This window comes from Paenibacillus sp. MZ03-122A (genome assembly GCF_024213325.1).
In the GTDB taxonomy this organism is placed as follows: Bacteria; Bacillota; Bacilli; order Paenibacillales; family Paenibacillaceae; genus Paenibacillus; species Paenibacillus polymyxa_B.
In genome coordinates this window covers 1-25,474 of the sequence record NZ_JANAVI010000004.1, presented here as the reverse complement: position 1 = coordinate 25,474, position 25,474 = coordinate 1, and the positions used below count along the sequence as shown (strand labels likewise).

The 25,474-nt window shown below is 46.0% G+C and carries 22 protein-coding genes and 2 tRNA genes; 3 read left to right on the top strand and 21 right to left on the bottom strand.

The features are described 5' to 3' along the window. Positions 1-54: 54 nt before the first annotated feature. The 3 genes from NLX74_RS10080 to NLX74_RS10070 form a co-directional block, all read right to left on the bottom strand. On the bottom strand, positions 55-216 hold the full coding sequence (locus tag NLX74_RS10080) for a hypothetical protein (protein ID WP_235308645.1): 162 nt from the start codon (positions 214-216) through the stop codon (positions 55-57). Between the two features lie 118 nt (positions 217-334). Beyond that, positions 335-781, bottom strand: coding sequence for a D-aminoacyl-tRNA deacylase (gene dtd / locus NLX74_RS10075; protein ID WP_235308643.1), 447 nt, complete (start codon positions 779-781; stop codon positions 335-337). Between the two features lie 137 nt (positions 782-918). After that, positions 919-3,096, bottom strand: coding sequence for a RelA/SpoT family protein (locus NLX74_RS10070; RefSeq protein ID WP_025720225.1), 2,178 nt, complete (start codon positions 3,094-3,096; stop codon positions 919-921). A 268-nt stretch (positions 3,097-3,364) separates the two neighbouring features. Between NLX74_RS10070 and uraA the strand changes: the two genes are divergently transcribed. After that, positions 3,365-4,675, top strand: coding sequence for a uracil permease (uraA, locus tag NLX74_RS10065; RefSeq protein WP_254328620.1), 1,311 nt, complete (start codon positions 3,365-3,367; stop codon positions 4,673-4,675). A gap of 136 nt (positions 4,676-4,811) precedes the next feature. On the opposite strand, the gene NLX74_RS10060 is transcribed toward uraA, so the two are convergent. The 7 genes from NLX74_RS10060 to NLX74_RS10030 all read right to left on the bottom strand — a co-directional run bounded on the left by NLX74_RS10060 (position 4,812) and on the right by NLX74_RS10030 (position 13,771). Further along, a complete protein-coding gene (locus NLX74_RS10060) occupies positions 4,812-6,869 on the bottom strand; it encodes a methyl-accepting chemotaxis protein (RefSeq protein WP_254328619.1) in 2,058 nt (685 codons plus the stop codon). 222 nt (positions 6,870-7,091) lie between these two features. Further along, complete coding sequence (locus tag NLX74_RS10055; protein WP_023989926.1) at positions 7,092-7,604, bottom strand: adenine phosphoribosyltransferase; 513 nt, start codon at positions 7,602-7,604, stop codon at positions 7,092-7,094. Positions 7,605-7,672: 68 nt separating this feature from the next. Next, positions 7,673-10,069, bottom strand: coding sequence for a single-stranded-DNA-specific exonuclease RecJ (recJ, locus tag NLX74_RS10050; protein WP_254328618.1), 2,397 nt, complete (start codon positions 10,067-10,069; stop codon positions 7,673-7,675). Between the two features lie 33 nt (positions 10,070-10,102). After that, positions 10,103-11,059, bottom strand: a complete 957-nt coding sequence (locus tag NLX74_RS10045; protein ID WP_235308636.1) for a cation diffusion facilitator family transporter — start codon at positions 11,057-11,059, stop codon at positions 10,103-10,105. Between the two features lie 199 nt (positions 11,060-11,258). Further along, on the bottom strand, positions 11,259-12,176 hold the full coding sequence (gene secF, locus NLX74_RS10040) for a protein translocase subunit SecF (protein WP_254328617.1): 918 nt from the start codon (positions 12,174-12,176) through the stop codon (positions 11,259-11,261). Further along, positions 12,166-13,422 (bottom strand): protein translocase subunit SecD, encoded by a 1,257-nt coding sequence (secD, locus tag NLX74_RS10035; RefSeq protein ID WP_254328616.1) that lies wholly within the window; start codon positions 13,420-13,422, stop codon positions 12,166-12,168. Before secD ends, secF begins: the two co-directional genes overlap by 11 nt. A 91-nt stretch (positions 13,423-13,513) precedes the next feature. After that, on the bottom strand, positions 13,514-13,771 hold the full coding sequence (locus NLX74_RS10030) for a post-transcriptional regulator (protein WP_013311570.1): 258 nt from the start codon (positions 13,769-13,771) through the stop codon (positions 13,514-13,516). Between the two features lie 308 nt (positions 13,772-14,079). Here NLX74_RS10030 and spoVB point away from each other — a divergent pair, with 308 nt between their 5' ends. After that, positions 14,080-15,654 (top strand): stage V sporulation protein B, encoded by a 1,575-nt coding sequence (gene spoVB / locus NLX74_RS10025; RefSeq protein ID WP_254328615.1) that lies wholly within the window; start codon positions 14,080-14,082, stop codon positions 15,652-15,654. Positions 15,655-15,659: 5 nt separating this feature from the next. Here the strand turns inward: spoVB and NLX74_RS10020 are convergent, their stop codons facing one another. After that, positions 15,660-16,436 (bottom strand): YetF domain-containing protein, encoded by a 777-nt coding sequence (locus NLX74_RS10020; protein ID WP_069290200.1) that lies wholly within the window; start codon positions 16,434-16,436, stop codon positions 15,660-15,662. 206 nt (positions 16,437-16,642) lie between these two features. On the opposite strand from NLX74_RS10020, the gene NLX74_RS10015 reads away from it, so the two are divergent. Then, on the top strand, positions 16,643-17,032 hold the full coding sequence (locus tag NLX74_RS10015) for a TIGR04086 family membrane protein (RefSeq protein WP_061829378.1): 390 nt from the start codon (positions 16,643-16,645) through the stop codon (positions 17,030-17,032). 88 nt (positions 17,033-17,120) lie between these two features. Here NLX74_RS10015 and yajC read toward each other — a convergent pair whose 3' ends face one another. The 10 genes from yajC to NLX74_RS09965 all read right to left on the bottom strand — a co-directional run bounded on the left by yajC (position 17,121) and on the right by NLX74_RS09965 (position 25,386). After that, positions 17,121-17,456 (bottom strand): preprotein translocase subunit YajC, encoded by a 336-nt coding sequence (yajC, locus tag NLX74_RS10010; RefSeq protein ID WP_069290201.1) that lies wholly within the window; start codon positions 17,454-17,456, stop codon positions 17,121-17,123. Positions 17,457-17,490: 34 nt separating this feature from the next. Further along, complete coding sequence (tgt, locus tag NLX74_RS10005) at positions 17,491-18,630, bottom strand: tRNA guanosine(34) transglycosylase Tgt (protein ID WP_254328614.1); 1,140 nt, start codon at positions 18,628-18,630, stop codon at positions 17,491-17,493. A 20-nt stretch (positions 18,631-18,650) separates the two neighbouring features. Further along, positions 18,651-19,679 carry a tRNA preQ1(34) S-adenosylmethionine ribosyltransferase-isomerase QueA gene (queA, locus tag NLX74_RS10000; protein ID WP_250266500.1) on the bottom strand — a complete coding sequence of 343 codons (1,029 nt, stop codon included), beginning with the start codon at positions 19,677-19,679 and terminating at the stop codon, positions 18,651-18,653. A 7-nt stretch (positions 19,680-19,686) separates the two neighbouring features. Continuing rightward, positions 19,687-21,780 carry a SpoIID/LytB domain-containing protein gene (locus NLX74_RS09995; RefSeq protein ID WP_254328613.1) on the bottom strand — a complete coding sequence of 698 codons (2,094 nt, stop codon included), beginning with the start codon at positions 21,778-21,780 and terminating at the stop codon, positions 19,687-19,689. Between the two features lie 228 nt (positions 21,781-22,008). After that, a complete protein-coding gene (gene ruvB, locus NLX74_RS09990; RefSeq protein ID WP_023989937.1) occupies positions 22,009-23,016 on the bottom strand; it encodes a Holliday junction branch migration DNA helicase RuvB in 1,008 nt (335 codons plus the stop codon). A 50-nt stretch (positions 23,017-23,066) separates the two neighbouring features. Further along, positions 23,067-23,681: a Holliday junction branch migration protein RuvA gene (gene ruvA, locus NLX74_RS09985; protein ID WP_254328612.1), complete on the bottom strand. Its 615-nt coding sequence runs from the start codon at positions 23,679-23,681 to the stop codon at positions 23,067-23,069. Next, a complete protein-coding gene (gene ruvC, locus NLX74_RS09980) occupies positions 23,678-24,181 on the bottom strand; it encodes a crossover junction endodeoxyribonuclease RuvC (RefSeq protein WP_013311580.1) in 504 nt (167 codons plus the stop codon). Before ruvC ends, ruvA begins: the two co-directional genes overlap by 4 nt. A 227-nt stretch (positions 24,182-24,408) precedes the next feature. Further along, positions 24,409-25,113 (bottom strand): BofC C-terminal domain-containing protein, encoded by a 705-nt coding sequence (locus NLX74_RS09975; RefSeq protein ID WP_254328611.1) that lies wholly within the window; start codon positions 25,111-25,113, stop codon positions 24,409-24,411. Positions 25,114-25,225: 112 nt separating this feature from the next. Continuing rightward, positions 25,226-25,299: transfer RNA gene (locus tag NLX74_RS09970), tRNA-Pro, on the bottom strand. Positions 25,300-25,306: 7 nt separating this feature from the next. Continuing rightward, positions 25,307-25,386: transfer RNA gene (locus NLX74_RS09965), tRNA-Leu, on the bottom strand. Positions 25,387-25,474: the final 88 nt, after the last annotated feature.

Here is a 25,474-nt window from a genome sequence, read left to right as displayed (position 1 = left end):
GCCTCTTTGTGCTACTTTCGGGTAGCACCTCATAACGCTACATTTAACCCGATGTTACCTGCGTGGCAAAGCACCGCGTCCCGGCTTGTCGATGGCTGCTGCAACATGCTGTAATAACGTATCAGCATTACGAGTAAGGCTGATTGCCTCCTGCATGCTACCGGGAAAAAGCAGCACAGTGCTTCGATGCCCGTCCATTTTCGGGGTTTGACGCATAGCTTCGTCTCTCCTGTCACCCTTAGGCTATCCGCCTGGCTAATCACCAATCGGGATGACATTATGGTCCCTCTGAACAGCTATTTTATTCTACTCAGATCACGCCATGAATGTATAGTTACAAACGTTCGGTATCCAAAATCAGTGTCACTGGGCCCCAGTTCGTCAATGAAACATCCATCATAGCCCCAAAGATTCCCGTTTCTACCTCCAGGCCCTTGGCTCGAAGCTGGCTGTTGAAAAAATCATACAGTTTCTCCGCTTCCTCAGGTTTGGCCGCCCCCATAAAGTTAGGCCTTCTTCCTTTACGACAGTCACCATACAACGTAAATTGGGAGACAGACAAAATGGCTCCACCGACATCCAGAACGCTGTCATTCATTTTACCTTCAGCATCCTCAAATATACGTAATCCCGCTGTTTTATCCGCCAAATAAACGGCATCGGCTGCTGTATCTCCCTGACCAATACCAACCAGCAGCATTAATCCGGTTCCAATCTTGCCGACCACCTTTTGATTCACCGTTACCTGAGCGTCTTTACAGCGCTGAATAATGATCTTCATCGCCTATCCGATATCTCCTTTAACCTTCCCTTTTAAAAGGTGCTCACAGCCGTATTATGGCTCTTTTAGCACCCCATGGGTCTTTCTACCCAAGATGTGTTACAAAGGCTATAAACCTATCTGTACGCTTAATAAGGTTATTGCATAATCCGATGCACAGTGTATACATCCTTCACCCGTTTGATCCGTTCGACTACAGAATGCAAATGATCCGTGTTGCGAATGAGAATCGTGATGTGAATCATCGCCATTTTATTTTTATCTGTACGACCTGTAACGGCCGAGAAGCTAGTTTTGTTCTCAGAAATGGCCTGAAGCACTTCATTCAGCAAACCGTTGCGATCATGCCCTGTAATCTCAATATCGACGCTGTAATTGACTTCCGCTGCTTCTTCCCACTCTACTTCAATCACACGTGCCTGGTCTTCGCCCGTACCCGAAGGAATATTCGGGCAATCCGTCCGGTGAACGGATACGCCGCGTCCACGTGTTACATAGCCAATGATGTCATCTCCCGGTACGGGATTACAACATCGTGCAAAACGGACGAGTAAATTATCGACGCCTCTGACGCTGACACCGTTGGTCGGTGTTTTTTTCCGTTCGCCCTGCGGCTTGTACTCCTTGACCTCGGTCGTCAATTCGATCAACCGTGCCTCTTCTTGTTCCTTACGCAGCTTCTCTGTCAAACGTGTACAGACCTGCGCTGCGGTTATACCACCAAAGCCAATCGCAGACAGCATATCTTCGGAATCGTTAAAAGAGAACTTCTGTGCCACTTCCTGAAGCTTGTCGTCGCTCATCCACACCGATGGCTCGATATCACGTTTTCTCAGTTCACGTTCCAGATTTTCGCGGCCTTTTTCAACATTCTCCTCACGTTTTTCTTTCTTGAACCATTGTTTGATTTTACTGCGCGCGTGAGAGGACTGAGCAATTTTGAGCCAGTCCTGACTAGGTCCATAAGAATGCTTGGACGTCATAATTTCGACAATATCACCGGTTTTAAGCCGATAATCCAAAGGTACGATTCTTCCATTTACCTTAGAGCCAATCGTTCGATTGCCAACTTCGGTATGAATACGGAAAGCAAAGTCCAGCGGAACGGATCCGGCCGGCAACTCAATGACCTCTCCCTTAGGAGTAAACACAAACACAAGGTCTGAGAAAAAGTCCATTTTGAGCGATTCCACAAATTCCGACGCATCCTTCGCTTCATTTTGCAGCTCCAGAATTTCTCGAAAAAAGGTGATTTTATCCTCAAAGTTAGTGTTGTTTGCTCCGTTGCCTTCTTTATAGGCCCAATGGGCCGCAATCCCGAATTCAGCGGTACGGTGCATATCCACTGTGCGAATTTGTACCTCGGTAGGCTCCCCGTTGGGACCTACTACTGTCGTATGAAGGGACTGATACATATTGGCCTTAGGCATAGCGATATAATCCTTAAACCGCCCCGGCATCGGCTTCCACAACGTATGGATAATCCCCAGTGTGGCGTAACAGTCTTTAATGTTATCCACAATAATTCGAATCGCCAGCAAATCATATATTTCATTGAATTGCTTGTTCTTCGTCGTCATTTTTTTAAACACACTGTAAATATGTTTAGGGCGTCCGGACAGGTCAGCCTGAATACCCATCTCTTCCAGCTTTTCTCTGATACGCTGTATGACATTATCAATAAACTGCTCCCGCTCTGCCCGCTTTTTATGCATCAAATTAGCGATGCGATAATACTGCTGAGGATTCAGATAGCGTAAAGCAATATCTTCCATTTCCCATTTTATGGCCGAAATACCCAGTCGGTTTGCAACCGGACAGAAAATCTCTAACGTTTCATAAGCAATCCGACGCTGGCTTTCCTCTGACTGATATTTCAAAGTACGCATGTTATGCAGACGATCTGCTAACTTAATGACGATGACACGAATGTCCTGCGCCATAGCAATAAACATTTTTCGATAATTTTCGTTCTGTTGTTCTTCCTTGGAACGGAACTGAATACGCTCCAGCTTCGTCAGACCATCGACAAGCATCGCACATGTATCGCCAAAATGCTCGCGAATCTGCGCCAAAGACACCGTCGTATCCTCCACAACGTCATGTAAAAGAGCGGCGATAATGGAGATGGTATCCATCTGCATATTAACGACGATATCAGCAACCGCAAGCGGATGCAGAATATAAGGTTCACCGGACTTACGAGTCTGGCCGGAATGGGCCTGCTCGGCAAAATCATAGGCGTCCCTGATGCGGATAAGATCTGCTTCTCTGGTATAGGCCCCGGCCTTTTTAAGTAATTGCTCTATCCCCATTCTGCTCTATTCCGTGTCCTTTCTATGCAAAATGGAACCCGCCGATCAATGTCGCGCAAAGGTTCCCTTTTAAAAGTGATTTCCTACAATTATGACGGTTAGCACGTCACACGTCAACTATTACAGGTTTGGCATTGTCGCATTATTCTGTCACACATGGTAAGTAAAATCAGGATTGTTGACGAAATGAAACGAATTATATTGAAAAAATTACGAAAAGTAATTAATGTATATAAGAATAATTGAAAGAACTAAGGAGTGAACTGCGTTGCAACGCGAAATTCAAGTTAATGAAAAGCTTCCGGCAGGACCTGGGTTCCTGCTCAGCGTACAGCATTTGTTTGCCATGTTTGGCAGCACTGTGCTGGTGCCGAATATTTTCGGCGTCGATCCCGGCATGATTTTGCTAATGAACGGTATTGGCACATTGTTGTACATATGGATCTGCCGCGGCAAAATTCCCGCCTATCTCGGCTCCAGCTTCGCTTTTATCGCTCCCGTCAGTCTTGTGCTTAAAAACAATCCCGGCGGCAACGGCTATGCTATGGCCCTCGGTGCTTTCATCGTTACAGGTATTATTTTCTGCCTCGTCGCACTGGTGATCAAATATGCCGGAACCCGTTGGCTGGACGTCGTTTTTCCTCCAGCTGTTATGGGCTCCATCGTAGCCTTAATCGGTCTGGAACTGGTTCCGGTTGCAGCAGGCATGGCAGGCATTATCAATGCCGATCCTACTAAGGCCTGGACTCCAGATCCCAAAACGATTACTCTTTCGCTCGTTACACTCGGGGTCACGGTTCTGGGTGCGGTATTGTTTCGCGGGTTTGCCAAAATCATTCATATTCTGATTGGTATCGTAGTGGGCTATGTACTTGCTTATTTTATGGGCATGGTCAATACACAAGCCATTGCAGACGCTCCTTTTTTTGGACATCCTGCAATTACCACTCCCATTTTTAATACCTCTGCTATGCTGACGATTCTTCCTATTGCTCTGGTCGTCATCGTAGAGCATATTGGTCACTTGCTTGTGACTAGCAACATTGTCGGACGCGAGCTATCCAAAGATCCTGGTCTCCATCGCTCTCTGCTAGGTAACGGTATTTCCACCGTCATTTCCGGTTTTGTTGGTTCTACACCTAACACGACTTATGGTGAAAATATTGGTGTCATGGCATTAACTAAAGTGTACTCTGTATGGGTCATTGGCGGAGCGGCTGTCATTGCCATCCTATTGTCCTTCTCAGGCACGTTCTCAGCGATTGTTTCTAATATTCCAGCTCCAGTTATGGGTGGCGTATCCTTACTATTATTCGGTGTCATCGCTGCCTCCGGTCTAAGAATCTTCGTTGAGCAAAAGGTTGATTTCGCCAAGCCAACCAACATGCTGCTTGCGACCATCGTGCTTGTTGTCGGAATCAGCGGTACTACGCTCACTTGGGGCGCTGTAACCTTGAAAGGTATGGCATTGGCTACAATCATCGGCATCATCCTCAGCTTGTTCTTTAAGCTGATTGACGTGCTCGGCTGGTCCAACGATAAATCGCAGGAACCTTTAACGGAGAAAACACCAGATTGATGTCTTTTTTTCAACTTTAAAACGCCGCTCCATGTTAGTTATGGATCAACACGCTCAGGCTGTATAGACAAGCGTGTAAAGATCCATATTTCATGGAGCGGCGTTTTTTTATGCACGGCCTTTTTTTCTAAAAATATCACACACGAAAGCGAGATACGACCTGATTAAGCGTATCAGAAACACCTGTAAGCGTCTTGACAGAGCTGTCCATACCTTCCAGATCCTTAAGCTGCCGTTCGGATCGTTCCGCGGCTTGCCCTGTACGTTTAGCTGAAGCTTTCGCAATGTCTGCAAGATATCCAATAGAGGCTGCAACTTCCTCTGAACCTGCCGACATTTCTTCTGAGGCAGATGAAACTTCCTGCACTTCTATCGCCACCTGCTGAATATCTTGATTCATCGCAATAAAACGTTCTTCCACCTCAAGTAAAATAGATACTCCTTCATCCATCTCCAGAGCACCCTGCTGCATTCCTTCCAAAGCTAATTTGGTTTCTTCCTGCATGGATCGGATTCGACTCGTAATTTGTTCCGCAGACTCGCTCACGTTTACAGCCAGCTTGCCGATTTCTGAAGCCACCACAGCGAACCCTCGGCCATGCTCCCCTGCACGTGCGGCTTCAATGGAAGCATTCAGTGATAGCAACTTGGTCTGCCCACTAATTTCCTGAATCATTCCAATTATGCTGCCAATTTGGGCGGACCGCTCATTCAATGAGCTTACTACCCTGCCTGCCTCATCCATAGACATTTTCGCTTTATGCATTCCTTGGTTGACCACGGTCAACCGTTCATTTCCTTGTTGTGCCTTATGTTCAATCTCAGTGGTAGCCTCGGATACATGCTGTATAGATTCAGCAATACGCTGTATTCCAACAGCCATCTCCTCCATTGCAGTCGCACTCTCTGCTGCTGCGGCCAACTGAAGCTCGGCCCCTTCCTTCACCTTAGTTAGTTCTCCTGCATTGTGCTGTGCATCTTTAGTCGCCCCAGAAATCTCTTGCGAAATTTTTATAGATACGCCTGAGATAACATCTGACTCTTCGCTTAAACGTGATGCCATTCCTCTGGTTGCCGCAATTACCTTATTGATCCCGTCAGCCATTTGGCCAAATTCATCCTTACGTTGATGTGTTAGTTCAACGCTATAATCTCCAAGAGCCATACGATTGGTTATCTGCATAATTTTTTTAATCTCTTTGATCATACCTGAATTGTTAAGTAATAACGCTCCCATAATTAGCAAGATACCTATAACACTAACAATAAGAAGAAGTTTAAGCATTTCGTTCGCAGAGCGGTTCAAATCGGATTCTGGCAGTAATACGCCGATTTTCCATCCGGTTTGTGGGAGTGTTTCGTACATTATCCGGTAGTCCTCACTATCAATGGGTATGGATAGTTGTCCGGACGTACCACTTTGAATAGATTGTGCTGCTTCCGCATTCATCGTTGTTGTTAACGGCTCGCCTGCTTTTAAGGACGGAAGACCGGATGACAAAATGGCTCCATTCTTATCCATCAAGATCGCACTACCGTTAGCACCAAACTTCATTTTTTCAATAAACGTTTGAATGTTTGTCATGTTCAAGTCGCCAGTAATGACACCTAACAGCTTCCCTTCCCTGTCATAAAATGCTTTCCCAGCAGTAATCATATTGATTTTCAGTCTGCTATCGTAAAAAGGCTCCGTAAAATTTATATCTTTTCCACGTTCAATGGCTTCTGTATACCAAGGTTGCGTTAAATAGTCATATTGTGGATCATCATATTCAGTCGATTGCTTGAATATCTCGCTATCTCTATGCACATATATGGAACGGTATGTCACTCCTGGATCATACGCAGCATTAGCAAAATATATCCCTAACCCATAGGTCATATCATTTAATGCCAGCTCTTGTTCAAAAAAACGTCCATAACCCTCAATGTTCATTCCTGCTCCCAGTTGTTCCGCACTCTTAGTCAGCATCGAAACAAGTAAAGCATGACGATCTACGTTAGCTGCAATATCCGCTTTAACCCTCGACAAGGAATGAGCAGCATTTTGGCTTATTTCCGTATCCAGCTTCTGCTTGGCAAAAAAATAAGACAAAAAGCTGATTAAAATCAGCGTTATAAGTACAAGCGGAATCAAGGTAGAAAATGTCCGTGCTCGTAAACTCCTAAATCGAAATAAACCAATTATGACCACCTCTGCTCCTTTTTAATTGTTTATCGACATTTATTCTATATTTTTTATAACCATTTCCAATAAAAAGAGTGGTAATTTGAACCAATCAAACAAAGTCACACCTAAAACACTGCTTAAACAAAATAGTCCGATGGAGCAACTCTTTAGATAAAGAGATGTTCCATCGGACTATTTAGGTGATCCGTTCATAATTATTTCCCGGGAAACCCGGTTTCGAAATACTTAATACGTAATCAGAGTGAATACATCTACATCAGGCAGTTTCGCCCGACCGTTTAGATCAGACAGCTCGATAAGAAAAGCAGCCCCTGCCACATTGCCACCAAGCTGGCGTACCAAGTTCACGGATGTAGCAATAGTTCCACCTGTAGCAAGCAGGTCATCAGCAATCAGAACATTTTGGCCTGGCTCTATAGCATCCTTATGCATCGCCAGTGTATCTTTACCATACTCCAAACCGTATGCTTCCTCAATGGTTTCCCCAGGGAGCTTGCCACTTTTACGGATGGGAATAAAACCAACACCAAGCGCATAAGCCAAAGGAGCACCAACAACGAACCCACGTGCTTCTGGCCCTGCAATCAAATCAATTTTCAAATCCGATACCAGTTCCTTCATATCGTTGATAGCCTTGCGGTACAGTTCACCATTTTTCATCAGGGTCGTAATGTCCTTAAAACTAATCCCTGGTTGTGGAAAATCGGAAATCACCCGAATATATTCTTTGTAATCCAACTTAGTTCCTCCTACTGTAACTTCAAATTAGTATATACATTTTACAACATAAATTGCGAAATAGTATCTCAAGACGCACCCTTCATAAGCGACATAATCCAGCTCGTCATCTGGGTAGTGTCCGCATCCAGCAAATACTTCTCCATTTCAGCCATATTATACAATTCCTGATAGCGTGGAGAAGCGGTTAAATCCCGCTTAGGCGGATTGGATACAAAACGGAATTGACCATCTGTACGCGTCATAAACTCAAGCTCTTCGAAGATGTCCAATACTTTGGATAACATGCGTACTGAACAGGAACACTGTCGGCTAAGAGCAGGCAGCATTGCTTTTTCATCAATAGGCTGTGTCCCCATTCGAGAAAGCACAACGTAAATGCGCTTGAACAGCTCTCTGTCAGGGCTTACGAGTCGACCGCCACGCTCACTGACCGAATGAAGGAGAAATACGTTCTCTACATTCTCAAAGGTAGACCATAATGCCTGAAACTGAACCGGTGTATCCGGCGGCTCCAGTACGAACAGCGACTTTACAGAGTGCTGTGCATCTCTTTGACCATCACTGGGAATAACGCTACCGTCTTTATCGTATAACCATAAGGATTCAGCGTCCACGGAGCTCGATGGACGAAGCCTGGATGACGGATGAATCAACACCGCAACGTCTTTCTTTCTTTCCTCAATACGTGGATGAAAAATCTTCAGTCCCCGCTCTAATTCGGCAAAAGGGTCCGACACTCCACGATAATCAAAAATTTGTGGCGCCTGCACTCGAATGTCCTGCATCATTAGCTGAAGAGACCGTTTACCGTTCCATTCGTTAATTGACAATTCACCCAGCAGATCTATCTCTGTTTGTTGCTGTAAAAAATCAGCCAATTCGCCACGACGGAAGGCAATCGCGTCCAGCGATAAACCGTTCTGCTCCAGCAGGAGCTTCACATGATTTTTCTCACGTCCCATTTTACGAGCCTCGCGCAATTGCAGACCCTGTAATACGAATCGTGGAGAAGGATTCCCCATACCAAAAGGCTGAAGCAACTCCAGTTCTTCAACCACTTGTAAAGACACCTCGTCCAGACGACAGACCATATCGGCCTCAGCTACAGGAATGAGATCTTCTGGTGTCAGAATGGAACCCGCATAGCGGTTCAGCTGCTCTTCAAACAATTTCAGATTGTCACGGGACAGCGTCATACCCGCAGCCGAAGGATGACCACCAAAATGCTCCATAAGCTCATGGCTGTCCGTAAGAGCACTGTAGATATCCAATGCAGGAATAGACCGGGCAGAACCTTTGCACGTGCCTGTCTCAGCATCTATACCAAGAATAATGGTCGGTCGATAATAGCGATCCAATAGCTTGGATGCCACAATTCCGACAACGCCGACATTCCAGCCTTCACCAGCCAACACAATAACTGACGGTAGCTTGCCTCCATTCAGTTTGGAGGCCAATTGTTGCTCGGCTTGCTCCACAATACGTTCGACCACCTGTTGACGCTCACGATTGAGCAGATCCAGCGCATGCGCAAGTTGGTCTGCTTCTTCCTCTTTTTCTGTCGTCAGCAGAGAAACTGCTCGTCCCGCATGATCCAGGCGCCCGCTGGCATTAATCCGCGGAGCCAATGCAAATGCGATATTGACTGAAGACACTGTAGATATATCCACGCCCGCTACATGGAGCAACGCACGGATACCCGGAAATGCAGAGTTTCTCATGGATTGAATCCCTCTGCGTACCATCGTCCGATTTTCACCATGTAGTGGCATCAGATCGGCTACCGTGCCGATAGCGGCGATTTCAAACCATTCCTCTGGCACCTCACCCAACAGCGCCTGAGCGAGCTTCAGGGCAACACCAACACCTGCAAGACCTTTAAATGGGTATGGGCAACCGGGTAGCTTCGGATTAATCAAAGTATATGCCTCGGGAAGTACAGCAGGCGGCTCATGATGATCCGTCACTATAACATCTATCCCCAAGGAAGTTGCATAAGCAATTTGCTCTACTGCACTAATTCCCGTATCTACCGTAATGACCAGCGTAACTCCCTGCTGATGAGCCCAATCAAGAGCATGGTTATGCAGACCATATCCCTCATTAGAACGATGGGGAATATAAATATCATAAGAAGCCTTGAGAAAACGCATGAGCTGAATCATCAATGATGTACTGGACACGCCGTCCGCATCATAATCGCCATAGATTAATATATGCTCGCCACGTTCCAGAGCCTGGCGAATTCTCGGTACAGCCTCTTTCATACCAAGAAGCAAAAAAGGGTCGTGTACATCGTCCACACTTCCGTACAAAAAGCGGTTTGCTTCCCCGGCGGTAGTGACGCCCCGGTTCACTAAAAGCCGGGACAACAATGGTGAAATCCCCAGCTCTTCTGTCAACAGCTGAGCCGCTTCTAGGTTAGCCTCTGGGGTCTTCCATCTGTACTGCGAATGAAGCAATCCTGTTCACCTTTCTTTCATAGTCATCCTGCTCTATTGAAGCAACGACGACACATCATTATCTGGCAGTTCATGATTGGATTTGTAAGGATACCCGGCTTGATAAGGAATGAACTGCATTTGTACATGGGTCACCTGTGGAAAACGGGCTAACAGTAGATTTTTGGCTCGATCGGCGATTTCCTGCGCTTCCTGTACCGTAATCCGCGGGTTCACACTTATCGTTACATCCACTGTTATGAAATGGCCTGTTTCCTGGGCATGTAAGTGCTCAACCGTTACAATACCATACACCCGTTGAATCGTCTCCATAAAGCGGCGGGAGTCTTCCTCCTGCAAGGGCTGTGCAGGAACCTGGTAAGCGGTATTCATTACCATCAAATATCCTTTGCGAAGCACCAGACAGGCTACCAGCAAAGCTGCGGTTGGATCAAGATATAATAATGCAGGCCATTCCATTGCTTCGCCAGTCATTGCACCGATCATGCCGATCAATGCAATCAACGATGCATACAGCGAGTAACGTTCATGGTTAGCGTACCGATCTGCTTCCGCTTTATGACCATGTTTAATCGAATAGCGATATTGAAACTGAAATAACGCCTCTCTCAACACCAACGCAATAAATACGGTAGTTAATGCATACAGACTGGGAGCCTGCGGTTCCGAACTGCTTAATGAACGAACCGCCGAGATAGCTAGCTGAAGACCACTCATCAGCACTAAAATAGCCAGCACTACAGATATGATCGTCCTAACTTTTTCACCGTTCCGCAACCGGGCCAGCATTCCGTGCCCTGTAGCACCCTTGGAAAACAGAAGCTCCTGCAAACGGGAAGCACTATCCGCAGCCGTGTGCAGTGCATCCCCCAACAACGCCTTGCTGTTTGCCGCATAACCGACGGTTCCCTTTAGAACAGCCAGCGCGAGATTACCTACAATCCCGCTCAACGCCGCAGTTTCCAATGATCGGCTGCGTTCGCTATTCACAACGTTTCCCCCTCAATCCTGAACTAACCTTTTCCCAATAAAGCTCCATTCTAAAATAACCGAATTTCTAAAACCAAAAACCATTCACATTAAGTTTCCACTATTGTGCCTTACTTAAGGTAAATCTCAAAACCTTAGAAAACCGCGCCCAGGCAGACGCGGCTTTCTCTTTAATTTATACTACTGGTATTTACGTAACTTAAGACTTTGCAGTTTTGGCCGCGCCCCCGCCAGCTGTCGGAGATTTTTGTTTTCCTTTCAAAGCTACCCACAGCGGACTGGCAATGAAAATGGAGGAATAAGCACCAAACAACAAACCAATGACCATCGCAAGTGAGAACATACGGATCGATTCGCCGCCAAATATGAACAAACATAAGGAGGCAATAAATACCGTAAACACGGTTGCAAGTGAACGAGTCATTGTCTGGGCAATACTGTGATCAACTACCTGCTCTAAGTCGTCCCTAGACTTCTTCTTCGCAAATCGTAGATTTTCCCGTATACGGTCAAAAATAACGACAGTGTCATTAATGGAGAAACCGACAATCGTCAGAATTGCCGTAATAAAGGTCAAATCCACCTCAAGCCGGAAAATCGAGAAAATACTGATGACGAGGAAGGCATCATGCAACAACGAAACAATTGCTGCAACGGCAAACCGCCATTCAAAACGGATTGAGATATAAATAGCGATAGCCACAGAAGCCAATAAAATCGCCCATAACGCATTTCGTTCTAGTTCTTGCGCCATTTCCGTATCCACTGTATTGACCTCAAAGGAGGCCTTCGGATCCAGCTCTTTATTAAAAGAAGTCTTAAAGTTATTCACTTGCTGATCCGTCAAAACCTGCGAGAAGCGAATACCGAAGCGTTCTTTACCCTGCGTATAATCGACCTCTTTGCCGATCCCCTGCTTGTTCAGCAAAGTCTGGATCTGTTCTTGTGTAACTACTTTAGTCAGATTGACATCCACATTGGAACCGGAACGGAAATCTACCCCGTAATTCAGACCAAATATCGATAAGCTCAGAATACCAAGCAGTGTGATAATAATCGAGAACGTGTAAAACCACTTGCTCATCTTAATATATTTCAAGTTCCAATTAAAGCGCACTGATATCACTCTCCTTCACACCAAAATACTTGGCCTTCTTCACAACATCCGCTTTAACCAGCAGATTGAGTAAGAAGCGGGAGAAGAAGATATTCGTCAAAATACTGGTGACAATATCAACGATGAGCACCAAAGCGAATCCTCGAACGGAGCCTGTTCCCAGACCAAACATAACCGCTGCCGCTATAATTGTCGTAACATTGGCATCCATAACGGTACGGAAAGAAGCCTTACTACCTGCAATGACAGAAGAACGAATCGTTTTGCCTGACTTGATTTCTTCTTTAATCCGTTCATACGTAATGATATTTGCATCTACCGCCATCCCAATCCCGAGCACGAAGGCTGCAATACCCGGAAGCGTAAGCACGAATCCACCCAAATAAAAGATGGCAAGCACCACCCAGGTATGAACGATGAGACAGAAACTAGCGACTAATCCCGGTACACGGAACATCGCAATCATAAATACCAGAATAATGATCGAGCCGATCAACCCAGCACGAATCGTCTGATCTAGTGACAATTGGCCCAGCGTAGCACCTACACTCTGAGAATATTTTTCCGTCAGTTTGAGCGGAAGGGCACCCAGATTAATCGTATCGGCCAGTTTATTCGCTTCATCACGAGTGTAACTACCTGTGATTGACGCGCTACCGTCCGTTAATTCCCCACGTACTGTAGGTGCAGACAGCAATTCCTGATCGAGGAAAATAGCCAATTCTTTATTCAGAAGTCGCTTTGTGATTTCTGCAAATTTAGCTTTATCCTTCACTTTGATACTAATCTCAGGTTGGTTCAGCTGATCATAGCCGACAACAGCGCCATTCTCCACAAAATCATTACCGCGGAGCTCAATTTTGCTGTATTGGCCTGGCTTTTTAGCATCCGCTGCCGTTGCACTGCGGAAGGTCAACTCGGCAGGCTTTTTGAGCATAGAGCGGACTTCTGCTTCATTAGATACACCAGCAAGCCGCACACGAATACGGTTGATACCCTCCGTTGTTACTTCCGGCTCAGTTGTACCAAGCGCGTTTATCCGTCTCTCCAGACTTTGAGCTGTTTGTATAAGAGACTGGCTGGTTACACTCTGCCCGGCTTCCAAAGGCTGGGCTTCATATAAAATTTCAAAGCCTCCCTTTAAATCGAGGCCTAATTTTAAACTGTTCAGTAGGCCCGGGCTTGTCCCGATCATAACACCAGTAGTTATGAGCACGACCACGATGAAACTTAGAATTCTCTTCATTCCGTCCCATGTTCCCCTTTCATTCTCAATATTCCTATTATAGCTACCCCTCAAAAAGCAGTCAATTTGAACGCAAAAAAAAGACCCCCTTCTATTCGAAAGTGGAGCCCCGTAATGCGGACATCGTCAAATAGTTCATAAAGCTCGTCGCTTTAAGGGAAAGTATATCATTAACGAGCTTGTGCAGCGGAGGAATACCCTCCTTTTCATATTTATGGCTGACGCAATTCCACACGTCCTTACTTGTGACATGCTCATAGCCTACGAGAATCAACTCGTCCGCCTTACTTTGACAGAGCATCTCAATTGCGTCATCCCAATCCTGCTCATCCAGCTCTTCCATACCCACGATGGCCGTTCCTCCTCCCAGCGACTACCGGTTCCGCAGATCAGCAATTAGCGGGGTTATTGACTGCTTTGTAGAACATTTCTGTCCTGATCCTGGAAAACCCTTCTTTTCGTTGAAAATAGCCTTAAATCAACAATATATGCATTCATTTCGCTCGTCAATAGCAGAATTCACCACTCCCCCCTCTTGTTGTCTAAATCACTTTGTTTCTGAACGGAAAAGCTTGTCATGAACATGGACAGGTCCAGCATATCTTCTAAAGTAATGCATAGACGCAGAATTACATTTTGGGGAAGAGGGAGTTGCGATTGAAAAAGCAGACTTTCATCCATGGAGCAATCATTTTATTGGCAGCGGGAATTATTAACCGGATACTTGGTTTTATTCCCCGAATCGCACTCCCGCGTATCATCGGCCCCGAAGGAGTTGGCTTGTACCAACAGGGGTATCCCTTTTTTATCGTTCTGGTGACGCTTATTACAGGGGGGATTCCTCTTGCGGTAGCCAAGCTTGTAGCCGAAGCTGAAACGGCTGGACAGCCCGAAATATCGCGGCGTATTTTGCACACCAGCCTGCGCTTCACCATTACACTCAGTCTGATCGCCATGGTGCTCTGTCTTGTGTTCGCGCCTTGGATCACAAGCCATCTCCTGACCGACAGTCGCGTGTATTATACATTTGTGAGCATGAGCCCAATGATTGTCATTGTAGCTGTTTCTTCAGCTTATAGGGGCTATTTTCAGGGAAAGCAAAATATGATCCCTTCCGCCAGCTCCTCCATTGCGGAGACCGTTATACGCATTTTTTGCGTCATTTGGTTTGCTTACTTGTTACTTCCCCATGGGGTAGACTACGCTGCTGCAGGTGCCATGCTCGGTGCTCTGGCGGGCGAATTCATTGGCATGATTGTACTGCTATGGCAATACGTGTGTAACCAGCGAAAAGATCGCATCCTTCAGCCAAAGTCGCCTGTCCCCTCCTCTGAAGTTCATCCCGAGCAATCATCCGTTTTGTCACGTCTTATGTCTATATCCGTTCCCGTTACTGCTGGAAGGCTTGTCGGTTCCTTATCCTATTTGCTCGAATCTATCTTGTGCATGCGCAGCCTTGCCGTAGCTGGCATCGCAACTGGCGTGGCAACCGCACAATATGGAGCCATGCAGGGCATGGTCATTCCTGTGTTATTACTACCTGGGGTTCTAACCAGTTCGCTAGCAGTTTCACTCGTTCCTTCGTTATCCGAAGCAGCAGCTAAGGGGCATATTACAGCCATTCACAAACGTCTACATCAATCGCTTCGGCTCGCTTTGGTTGCAGGAGCCCCATTTGCCGTTATCATGTATGTATTGGCAGAACCTTTGTGTCTGCTACTCTACAATAATGGCGATATTTCAGGCATGCTTAAGCTCATGGCACCTTTTGCTCTTTTTATGTACATTCAGGCCCCGCTTCAGGCAGCACTTCAGGCATTAGACCGTCCTGGAAGTGCCTTATTAAATACCTTTATCGGAGCCGTTATCAAAATTGTACTGATCGTCTGGCTTGCTTCCCAACCTCAGTATGGTATCTATGGAGCTGTCATCGCCATTTGTATTAACAGTGCCATTGTTACTCTCCTTCACGGATTCAGTGTCAGCAGACTGCTTCGCTTCCGCGTACGTTTGCTCGATTTCTGGAAGACCGGGATAGGCATGATCATCATGGCAGCAGCAGTATTATATACCTACAGACATCTAACGATGTTCAACCAAATGTGGCTTCAGTTTATTTTTGCCGCAGGATTGGGAATTATACTGTACCTTTTCCTAATGACCTTGATCAAAATGATTGATTGGGACAACCTTACACGCATTCCAATCCTGAGAAGATGGTTTAAAGCATAATAAACCTAATCTGAAGATTTTCCATAGGCCGGTGGTGTAATGTACACATCACCTCTATGGTTAACCGAGCATAAAAAAACATCCTTAAAATCTTTGTGTCCCTTCGCTTGAATTTGATTCTTAAGCCAAAAACGGTTCATATCCATCCGTTCCAAATTTCTATCCAGCACTTTGCCATCCATGATTAATGGAATAGGCAGTCCCTCATATCTAAACTTTCCACCGATTTGTGGAGAAGGATGGACTTTATTCACCTGTTGCTCTTTATTTGTCAAATCTGTTCCGTTTAATTCCTGCTTCATTTTTTCGTGTTCCACTCCATCATTATCATCCTTACCTATAACCGTTAGCTTACCTGTCGTTTCCAAAATAACATATTCAACTTCGTCCAGACTTTCTATATTTTGTTCGCGAAGTTGTAACAGCAAGTCATCTAAATTATAACGTTGTTTTACCATTTCATCCTTGTTTAATTGTCCATTAGAGTACAATACACTGGGCCTACCATCAAATAGTAAGCGCAGTCGCCGACTTTTCAGACTGAAAAATGAAATACCTATTTGCAAAATTAACAGCACTCCTAAAGGAATCAACCCTTCATAAAGTGGACGTTTTATATCCTCCAAGCTGAATACAGCAATTTCTGCAATCATAATGGATATGACGAGATCGAAAACAGACAATTTGCCGATCTCCCTTTTACCCATCAAGCGCATCACCAGATATACAATAAAATACATGAGCAGCGTCCGAAAAATATGAGCAAAAATATCGTGACTCAATATGTTCGCCTCCTCCCCTGTACTTGCAATAAGACATGAGTCGTTCATTGTACACGTATTCTGACCGTTCCTCACTTGGCTCATACAAAAAACAAAAGGCTAAATTATTGAAATAAAGAGAAAGACTGCTTGCGACTTGGTACTAAGCCGGGAGGCTTGGCCATAGAATGATAATAGTTCAAACCTTGGTACAGGAGGAATTATCAATGGAGCTCATTCGCCGCTGGTGTTCGTTTCGTCTGGCCCATCCCATTTTATCCGGTTTATTTTATGCTTTTGCATGGATGCTGCTTGGCGCATTGATTCTTTCATTACTCTTGTGGCTGACACAGATGCAGGAACAGGACTTATCATTGTATACGTACATCGTCCATGCATTCGCCATGCTATCTGGCGGCTTCGTCGCCGGTAAAAGATCCACAAACAAAGGCTGGTATCAAGGCGGTATTACAGGTATCCTGTATGGGCTAATCGTTCTTCTGGTCGGTTTTCTGGCATTGGATGCGGGCATGAACGGCAAGGACCTGTTACACTTAGGTTTCGCGTTTGTCATAGGCGCAGGTGGTGGGATGTTTGGCATTAATCTCAACAAGTAATCAAATTGTTTGTATCCATGTAATAAAACAACACAAAAAAACCGAGCCTCCTTAAAGGCTCGGTTTTTGCATAACGGTCACCAGCATTTTACGATTTGGAAACAACTTCCTCAGATGCCGTGTCTTTTGCAATCGCGTTGCTGATTGCACTGCGGTCAAAGGTCAGCTTCGTGACATCATTCACACGCAAAACTACTACATCATCCGTAATCTCCATAATTGTACCGTGAAGGCCTCCGATTGTTATTACTTTATCTCCCTTTTTCAAAGCTTGAAGCATCGTTTGACGCTGCTTTTGTTTTTTCTGATTCGGGCGAATCAGCAAGAAATAGAAGATTACAAACATCAGAGCCAGTGGCCAGATCATTTGGAAAAGTCCGCCGGTTCCACCGGGTGCAGTAGCGGCTGTAGCAAAATGAAACATGTTAAATCCCCCTTTCGTATACTCTCCCTAAAACTTAAAAGCCTTTATCATTATCATGAAGACCGTACTGCTCAAAAAATTCATCTCGGAAATCAAGCAGCCTGTCATCCATAATCGCTTGTCTGACACTACGCATCAATTGTATTAAGAAATGCAAGTTATGATACGTTGTCAGTCGGAGCCCGAAGGTTTCATCCGCTTTAATCAAATGTCGCAAGTAAGCACGTGAATAATTGCGACAGGTATAACAATCACAAGCAGGATCGAGCGGGCCAAAATCACTTGCATATTGGGCATTGCGAACGACAAGACGGCCTTGGCTGGTCATCGTTGTCCCGTTGCGAGCAATTCGGGTTGGAAGTACACAATCGAACATATCCACACCACGGATAGAGCCTTCAATCAAAGCATCAGGCGAACCCACGCCCATCAAATAACGTGGCTTGTTGGTGGGAAGCAGCGGAACCGTATAATCGAGCACTTCATACATCAAATGTTTCGGTTCACCTACGCTCAGTCCACCAATAGCATACCCCGGGAAATCCATGGAAGTCAAATCCGCAGCGCTTTGCTTGCGCAGATCTTCATGCATGCCTCCCTGAACAATGGCAAACAGACCTTGATCATGAGGACGCGCGTGTGCCTCTAGACAACGCTCAGCCCAACGGCTGGTTCGTTCCAGTGACTTTTTCACATACTCATATTCAGCCGGAAACGGCGGGCATTCATCGAAGGCCATCATAATATCTGAGCCAAGCGAGTTTTGAATTTCCATCGCCACTTCTGGTGAAAGAAACTTCTTATCTCCATTTAAATGAGAGCGGAAATGAACACCCTCCTCTGAAATTTTACGCATTTCACTTAAAGAAAACACCTGGAATCCGCCGCTGTCTGTTAAAATAGGGCGATCCCAATTCATAAACTTGTGCAGTCCGCCCGCTTCACGAATAATATCGTGGCCGGGACGAAGAAACAAATGGTACGTGTTACTCAAAATAATTTGAGCATCCATCGCTTTCAGTTCCTCAGGACTCATCGTTTTAACAGTCGCTTGAGTTCCCACCGGCATAAAGGTTGGTGTCTCAATAACTCCGTGAGGTGTGTGTACACGCCCGAGACGAGCTCCCGATTGCTTGCAGGTTTTAATATGTTCGTATCTTATTGCTGGTGCCATATTTTCTCTACCATCCTTAATTAATAAATGAACATTGCGTCCCCGAAGCTGAAGAACCGATATTGTCGGTCAATCGCCTCCTGGTAAGCATGCATAATATTCTCCCTGCCTGCCAGTGCGCTGACCAGCATAACCAAGGTGGATTTAGGCAAATGGAAATTCGTAATCATCGCATCCACCACACGGAATTCGTAGCCTGGATAAATAAAAATCTGTGTCCAGCCACTGCTGGCCTGCAGCACTCCATCTGCGAATGTATTGCCCACCGTCTCCAGCGTTCGACAACTGGTTGTTCCCACTGCCACGATTCTCCCACCGCGCACCTTGGTTGCATTAAGTACATCTGCCGTTTCCTGTGATAATGAATAATACTCTTCGTGCATGACATGCTCTTCAATCGTATCCACAGACATCGGTCTGAACGTCCCTAAGCCAACATGAAGTGTGATAAAGGCAACGGTAACGCCCTTCTTTTTAATCTGGTCCAGCAATTCTTCTGTAAAATGCAGCCCTGCCGTTGGAGCCGCAGCCGAACCTTCATGTCGAGCATAAACGGTCTGATAACGCTCGCGGTCATCCAGTTGTTCCTTGATATACGGCGGAAGCGGCATCTGCCCCAGACGGTCCAAGATCTCCTGAAAAATACCGTCATATGAAAATGAAAGCACCCTTCCGCCCATATCTCCTTCTTCCTCAATTACTGCTTTCAGCTCATCACCGAAAACAATAACAGCACCCTTTTTTAGCTTTTTACCGGGTTTCACCAATGCTTCCCATCGGTCCCCTTGCAGTTGCTTAAGCAACAAAACCTCAGCCTTAGCTCCCGTGTCTTCCTTGATGCCAAACAAGCGTGCAGGAATCACTCTCGTATCGTTTAATACCAGCGTATCCCCTGGTTGGAGATACTGCACAATATCCGAAAACGTATGATGACCCACTTCACCGTTATTTTTGTTTAACGTCAGTAATCTGGAAGCGCTCCGATCAAGCAAAGGTGTCTGTGCAATTAATGTTTCAGGCAGTTCAAAATCGTAGTCGTTTACATTCATATATTGGTCAGTCCTTAACTATATCCACATTTTTGTAATAGTGTTGCAAAATTTTCTTGTAATCATACCCCTGCTCGGCCAAACCGTTGGCACCCCATTGGGATAAGCCCAAACCATGACCATTTCCTTTACCTGTAAAAATAAAGCTTTGTGTTTTGTCAATGACTCGTGCATGACGATCTTCATTCATGACGATCACCCCGTTACCACTTGAAGTACTGCTGCCAGATGCGGACAGGATTTGAGTGCCTTGTGTACCACTTACATGAGAAGTAGCCCCATCAGCGCCTAATACAGTATAACTTCCGGTACTCGCAATATCAAACAGTGTGCTCGGGAGTCCGCCCATTGCTGAGCGAAACATATCCGGATATTTCACTTTCAAAGGGGTTCCGTTCGCTTCAACCTCCAACACTCGCCCTGATGGACCACGTTTGGTGACATCGAGGTGATTAATAGAGGAAGGCACTGTGCCCGTTACTTTCCCTTGCAGGGATTTAGCAAGCTGAGCTGACGTAAAGGGCCCACGCACCCATGCATAGTCTCCGGACTGAGGCACCTTTTCTAATACAATGATCTCTTCGCCCGGCTGCGCCTTAGCTATTGGTGTAACCGTCGGTTGAATTTGGGGAATAGGACGCACATTTGTATTTTCCGCAGTGACGGTGATTTTGTCTAACCCCGCTTCTGTGACACCCTCCAGTTCCTTAGCATTATCCTCACGAATATACCCTGTCTTGCCACTGGAGAGAAGTACATGATACCACTCCTGTGCTCCTTTTTGCGCCGAAGTATCTCCCGAGCTGTCTACGCTGGCAAAGGCTTCGCCACCACTGTTCCACACCTCGGAAGCATCTGCTGTCACACCGCCCGCATTAGATGAAAATACAGCTTCGACCACTTTGCCGCCACTTTTAATGACTTCACCAGCTGTTGCATCTACAGCCTCATTGACATTGGCATGTTCCGAGCTCTTACCGTTGTAAGCCTGGCTTAACGTGCCATCTACTACATTGCCGATCTGAAACCGATTGCCTTGGGCAAGCGCGTAGCTACGAGCCGCTACCGCTTGAGCCTTGAGCGCTTCATCTGGCCATGAGGAATAGACCTCTGCTCCTACCACGGAATACAAATACTGCTCCAAAGGAACTTCATTCACAAGCGCCAGCTGGCCTGACGTCATGCCAATCTCCATCTCGCCGCGATATGTACGCTGTGATCTTTCCATCACTTGTATTCCATCATTACCGCCGTTGACAATTACCTTGCTATGATCAGAACCACTTAGCATGTAATGAGACATCACCTGCGAGCCAGTCGTGACTCCTGCTTCCTGTCTTATAATGAGGCCGGTTTGAGTAGCATTAACTTTAGACAGCGTGAGTCTCGGCTGCTTGCTCTCCAGCTCTGTTTTCAAAGCCGACAGCTTGCTGTCATTACTTTCTTCTCCAACCCATACAGCATACTGGCCTCTTGATTGAATTACAGTAAAAGCATCAAAGCCTGCCGCAGCAATTGTCGTTCGAACGAGATTAGCTTCCTGCTCGCTTCCGTAGCTTCCTGTGGACCAATGCTTGCTTCCCTTAACCTCGGCCTGCGCTCCGGTTGCGGAGGAAATCCGCTGTACAGCAGCCTGCGCAGACTGCTCACTAGCATATATTCCCGCGTACACTTGATACACTGAGCTACCATTTTTTGAACCGATAAAAACCGTAGGTTTATCATTAGTCTTTTGTAGGGCTTGGGCCGCTTTTATCGCCGCTGCTTCATTTCCTTCAAGTACCTTAACCCGATAGCTGTCTACACTAAAACGAGCCGTACTGTCTGGCAGTCCCATCCAACTTTGAAAACTGCCCCCACTGTTCTGTCCAACACTCAGACCTCCTGATGATTTCAAGGTTACAGCGGGGACTGTCGCTTTATATTTGCTACCTAGATCCGCAAAAATCACTACACGAATTTCCTCTTGGGCGGCAGCAGCGTGAACGCCCGAAGACCAAGGTATGCACACTGTAGCTAATACCATAATCGCTGCTGCTCGTTTGGCCCGGCCCATCCATGCACCGAAAATACTTTTTCGGTTAAATGCTTCTCCACTCATTTCTGGCTCCCCCAATCTAGCTGTCTAGCACTTATATTGCGTAATTTATCGAGATCTCGACCCTTGTCTATCCCTTTAAATACATCGGCGGAATAAACCGAAATATGAATCCGCTCGAATCTTACTTACACTCTCACTTCCCTCAATCATCCGTCAGCCGATATCGTATTCTCCATACTTGCGTGTAACCATGCAATGATTTTTTGAAAAGTGCATCATGTTTCCTACTCACCGTGGATCCGTTGGCATTGGGATTCCAAGGTGGCCATATGCCGCCGGAGTCACTGTTCGTCCCCGAGGTGTTCTTTGTAAAAGCCCAATTTGTAACAAATAGGGCTCGTACACATCCTCAATTGTCTGACTCTCCTCACCAATGGTTGCAGCAATGGTGTCCAATCCTACAGGCCCGCCCCGGAATGAATGAATCATGGCCTTAAGCATTTTATGATCAATTTCATCCAGCCCGAGTGGATCTATTTGAAGTCTCTTTAGCGCCTCTGCAGCCAACTCAGAATGAATAATACCGTCTCCCGCAACCTGGGCAAAATCACGCACCCTTTTTAACAGTCGGTTAGCAATACGCGGGGTCCCCCGTGAACGCAATGCGATTTCCTCCGCCGCATCCCCAACAATCTCAATCTCCATAATATCCGCATTCCTGGACACGATGTAAGCCAGCTCGTCTGTCGTATAAAACTCTAATCGACTAATAACACCAAACCGGTCACGCAATGGCGCAGAGAGCAGCCCAGCGCGCGTAGTAGCCCCTATAAGGGTAAAGGGTGGCAAATCCAGACGGACCGAACGTGCACTCGGGCCTTTGCCAATCATAATGTCCAGCGCAAAATCCTCCATCGCCGGATACATAACTTCTTCCACCGTACGATGAAGGCGATGAATCTCATCAATGAACAAAACATCACCCTCTTGAAGATTGGTCAGCAATGCTGCCAAATCTCCCGGTCTTTCAATTGCAGGACCTGAAGTCGTACGCAAATTAACCCCCAACTCATTGGCGATAATGTTAGCAAGAGTTGTTTTACCCAACCCAGGCGGTCCGTACAACAGTACATGGTCCAACGCTTCTTTACGCATTTTGGCCGCTTCAATATATACTTTCAGATTTTCCTTAACCTGATTTTGCCCGATATATTCATTTAGATAACGGGGGCGAAGGCTTAGCTCCGCCGTCTGGTCTTCCATCATCAAATTGGCGGAAATAATCCGGTCATCCATGTTCCATCGCTCCTCTTTTCACCAGACATTTGTTAGCAGACATCATCGTCCTATCCGGCAAACAACAGTTGCAAAGCCCGCTTCATCAAAATATCGGCAGATTCATCAGGTTTCGCATCTTTCTTCATTCTGCTCCATACCTTATCCAACTCAGCATCAGTGTAACCGAGCGCCTTGAGCGCCTCACGGGCCTCGCCCCAATATGAACCTTCGCCTTCTTCTACGACAGGCTCAGCAAACAATCCGGTTGCCATCCCCAACGAGCCAATACCGTCCAGCTTGTCTTTCAAATCCAGAATCATACGTTGTGCCGTCTTTTTACCGATCCCCGGTAACTTGGTGAGTAATGTGATATTCTCCTGATAAATCGCCGTTACCACATGAGCAGGCGTACCGCCTCCTAAAATACCAAGCGCAACACGCGGTCCAATACCAGATACATCAATCAGTTTACGGAAAAGCTGCTGCTCCTCACGGGTCGCAAAACCGAACAGTAAAATAGCATCTTCCCTTACATGATGGTGAATGTAAATAACCACTGGACCTTCAGTTTTGGCGAACGCGTAAGGATTCGGACAAAATACCCTATACCCTACACCCTGCACATCTAAAACAACATATTCATTTTCCAACTGGGCCACAGAACCACGCAAAAAATCTATCATTTTCGCAATACCTCATTTAATTTTGAATTTAGTCCATAGGAGTGCGCATGACAAATAGCCACCGCCAAAGCATCCGCTACATCGTCCGGTTTGGGCACAACTTGAAGCTTTAGGAACATTCTAACCATTTCTTGTACCTGTTTCTTCTCAGCTTTACCATACCCTACAATAGCCTGCTTTACCTGCATCGGCGTGTATTCACCTATAGGCAAATTACGTTGTTTTGCAGCTAGTACCAGCACCCCACGTGCCTGACTTACAGACATAGCGGTTGTAACGTTGCGATTAAAAAAGAGCTTTTCCAGTGCTACCGCATCAGGCTTATATTTATCTATTAATTGCAACATGCCTTCATACACATGAAGCAGCCTTTCTTCTTCCGGTGTATGAGCCTCAGTCTGGATACAGCCATACTGCACAGGAACTACCTTGCTGCCAATCTTGTCTACAAATCCGAAGCCCACAATGGCAATACCCGGATCAATTCCTAAAAAACGCAAAAAAATCTCTCCCCTATCGCTCAAACATGGCGTACCTAACCAAAGCCAGCGTTATCCTGAATATAATCATGGCCAAATACCAAATAAAGCGAACATATGTGTCGTTCTTTTCATTATAACAAAACTTTGTATCTAATAGAGGAAAAAATTTAAACATGAGTAAAAACATAAAAAGAGACGCTTCAAGCCTCACCACATGGGCAATGCCTAACGTCTCATAGTTGTAATCAATAGTGCTGCTTTAATACCCTTTGTGTTCGCTCCAGGGCAAAGTCACTAAAAGTGGAGATTACACTGTTATACTCATTTATATCCTGTACACGTATTCCCTGCTGAAGTTGTTTATATACCCCTTCTGGCAAGGCCGTCTCCATGGAACCCACATCCAATTGAAAAAAAGTGCGGATAACTTTTTCCTTTTTAGGTAGCCCTTCATACAATGTAAGCTGCCCGTCAGTGCTCAACCCCATGTATCCATGCTCTTTGCATGACTCTGACAAGTCTTCCACCCTGCGCTCCAGCCACACCTCTCCTTTGGTATTAAGTCGTCCCTTCCAATCGGGATGTTGCTTCAGTAAGGTCTCTAGCTGCTGTGAACTTAGCGTTCCCAAGGAAAGTGTTTCCGTACCACACACGTAGGTGGTTAGCAGACGGGTCTTCCTGCTTATACCGGAAGCACGAATACTTTGCAATAATTGCATCTGTGAGGAGTGATCTTCAGTTGGACTCAGATGTGAAGCTTCCTCCATGCTCTCCTCTGCCATGACGGTAGTAGCGAGTGGCTGTGACAACATAGCCTGCAAATAATTCGAAAACAGAATACCCAACCCTGCCAGCAAACAAGCCGCACCAAAAATGCTACATGCCCACACTGTTCTTCTCCACTGTTTCCAGCGCCGTTTCATCTGTTTTTTCCAACTTAATCGCTTCACAGTAATCCCTTCCGTCCCACTTTTTGTGTTAGTGTGACCTGAGGATTACTGATTTATACAAAAAGATATGAATATAAAAAAAGCCGCTGCTTCCAGCGACTTTCCTTTTGAATCGGGATGACACGATTTGAACATGCGACCCCCTGGTCCCAAACCAGGTGCTCTACCAAGCTGAGCTACATCCCGAAATACATGCCGGTGAGAGGACTCGAACCTCCACGGTTTCCCTCACGATTTTGAGTCGCGCGCGTCTGCCAATTCCGCCACACCGGCTTATGAAATTAATGGCGCGCCCTGAGAGATTCGAACTCCCGGCCTTTTGATTCGTAGTCAAACGCTCTATCCAGCTGAGCTAAGGGCG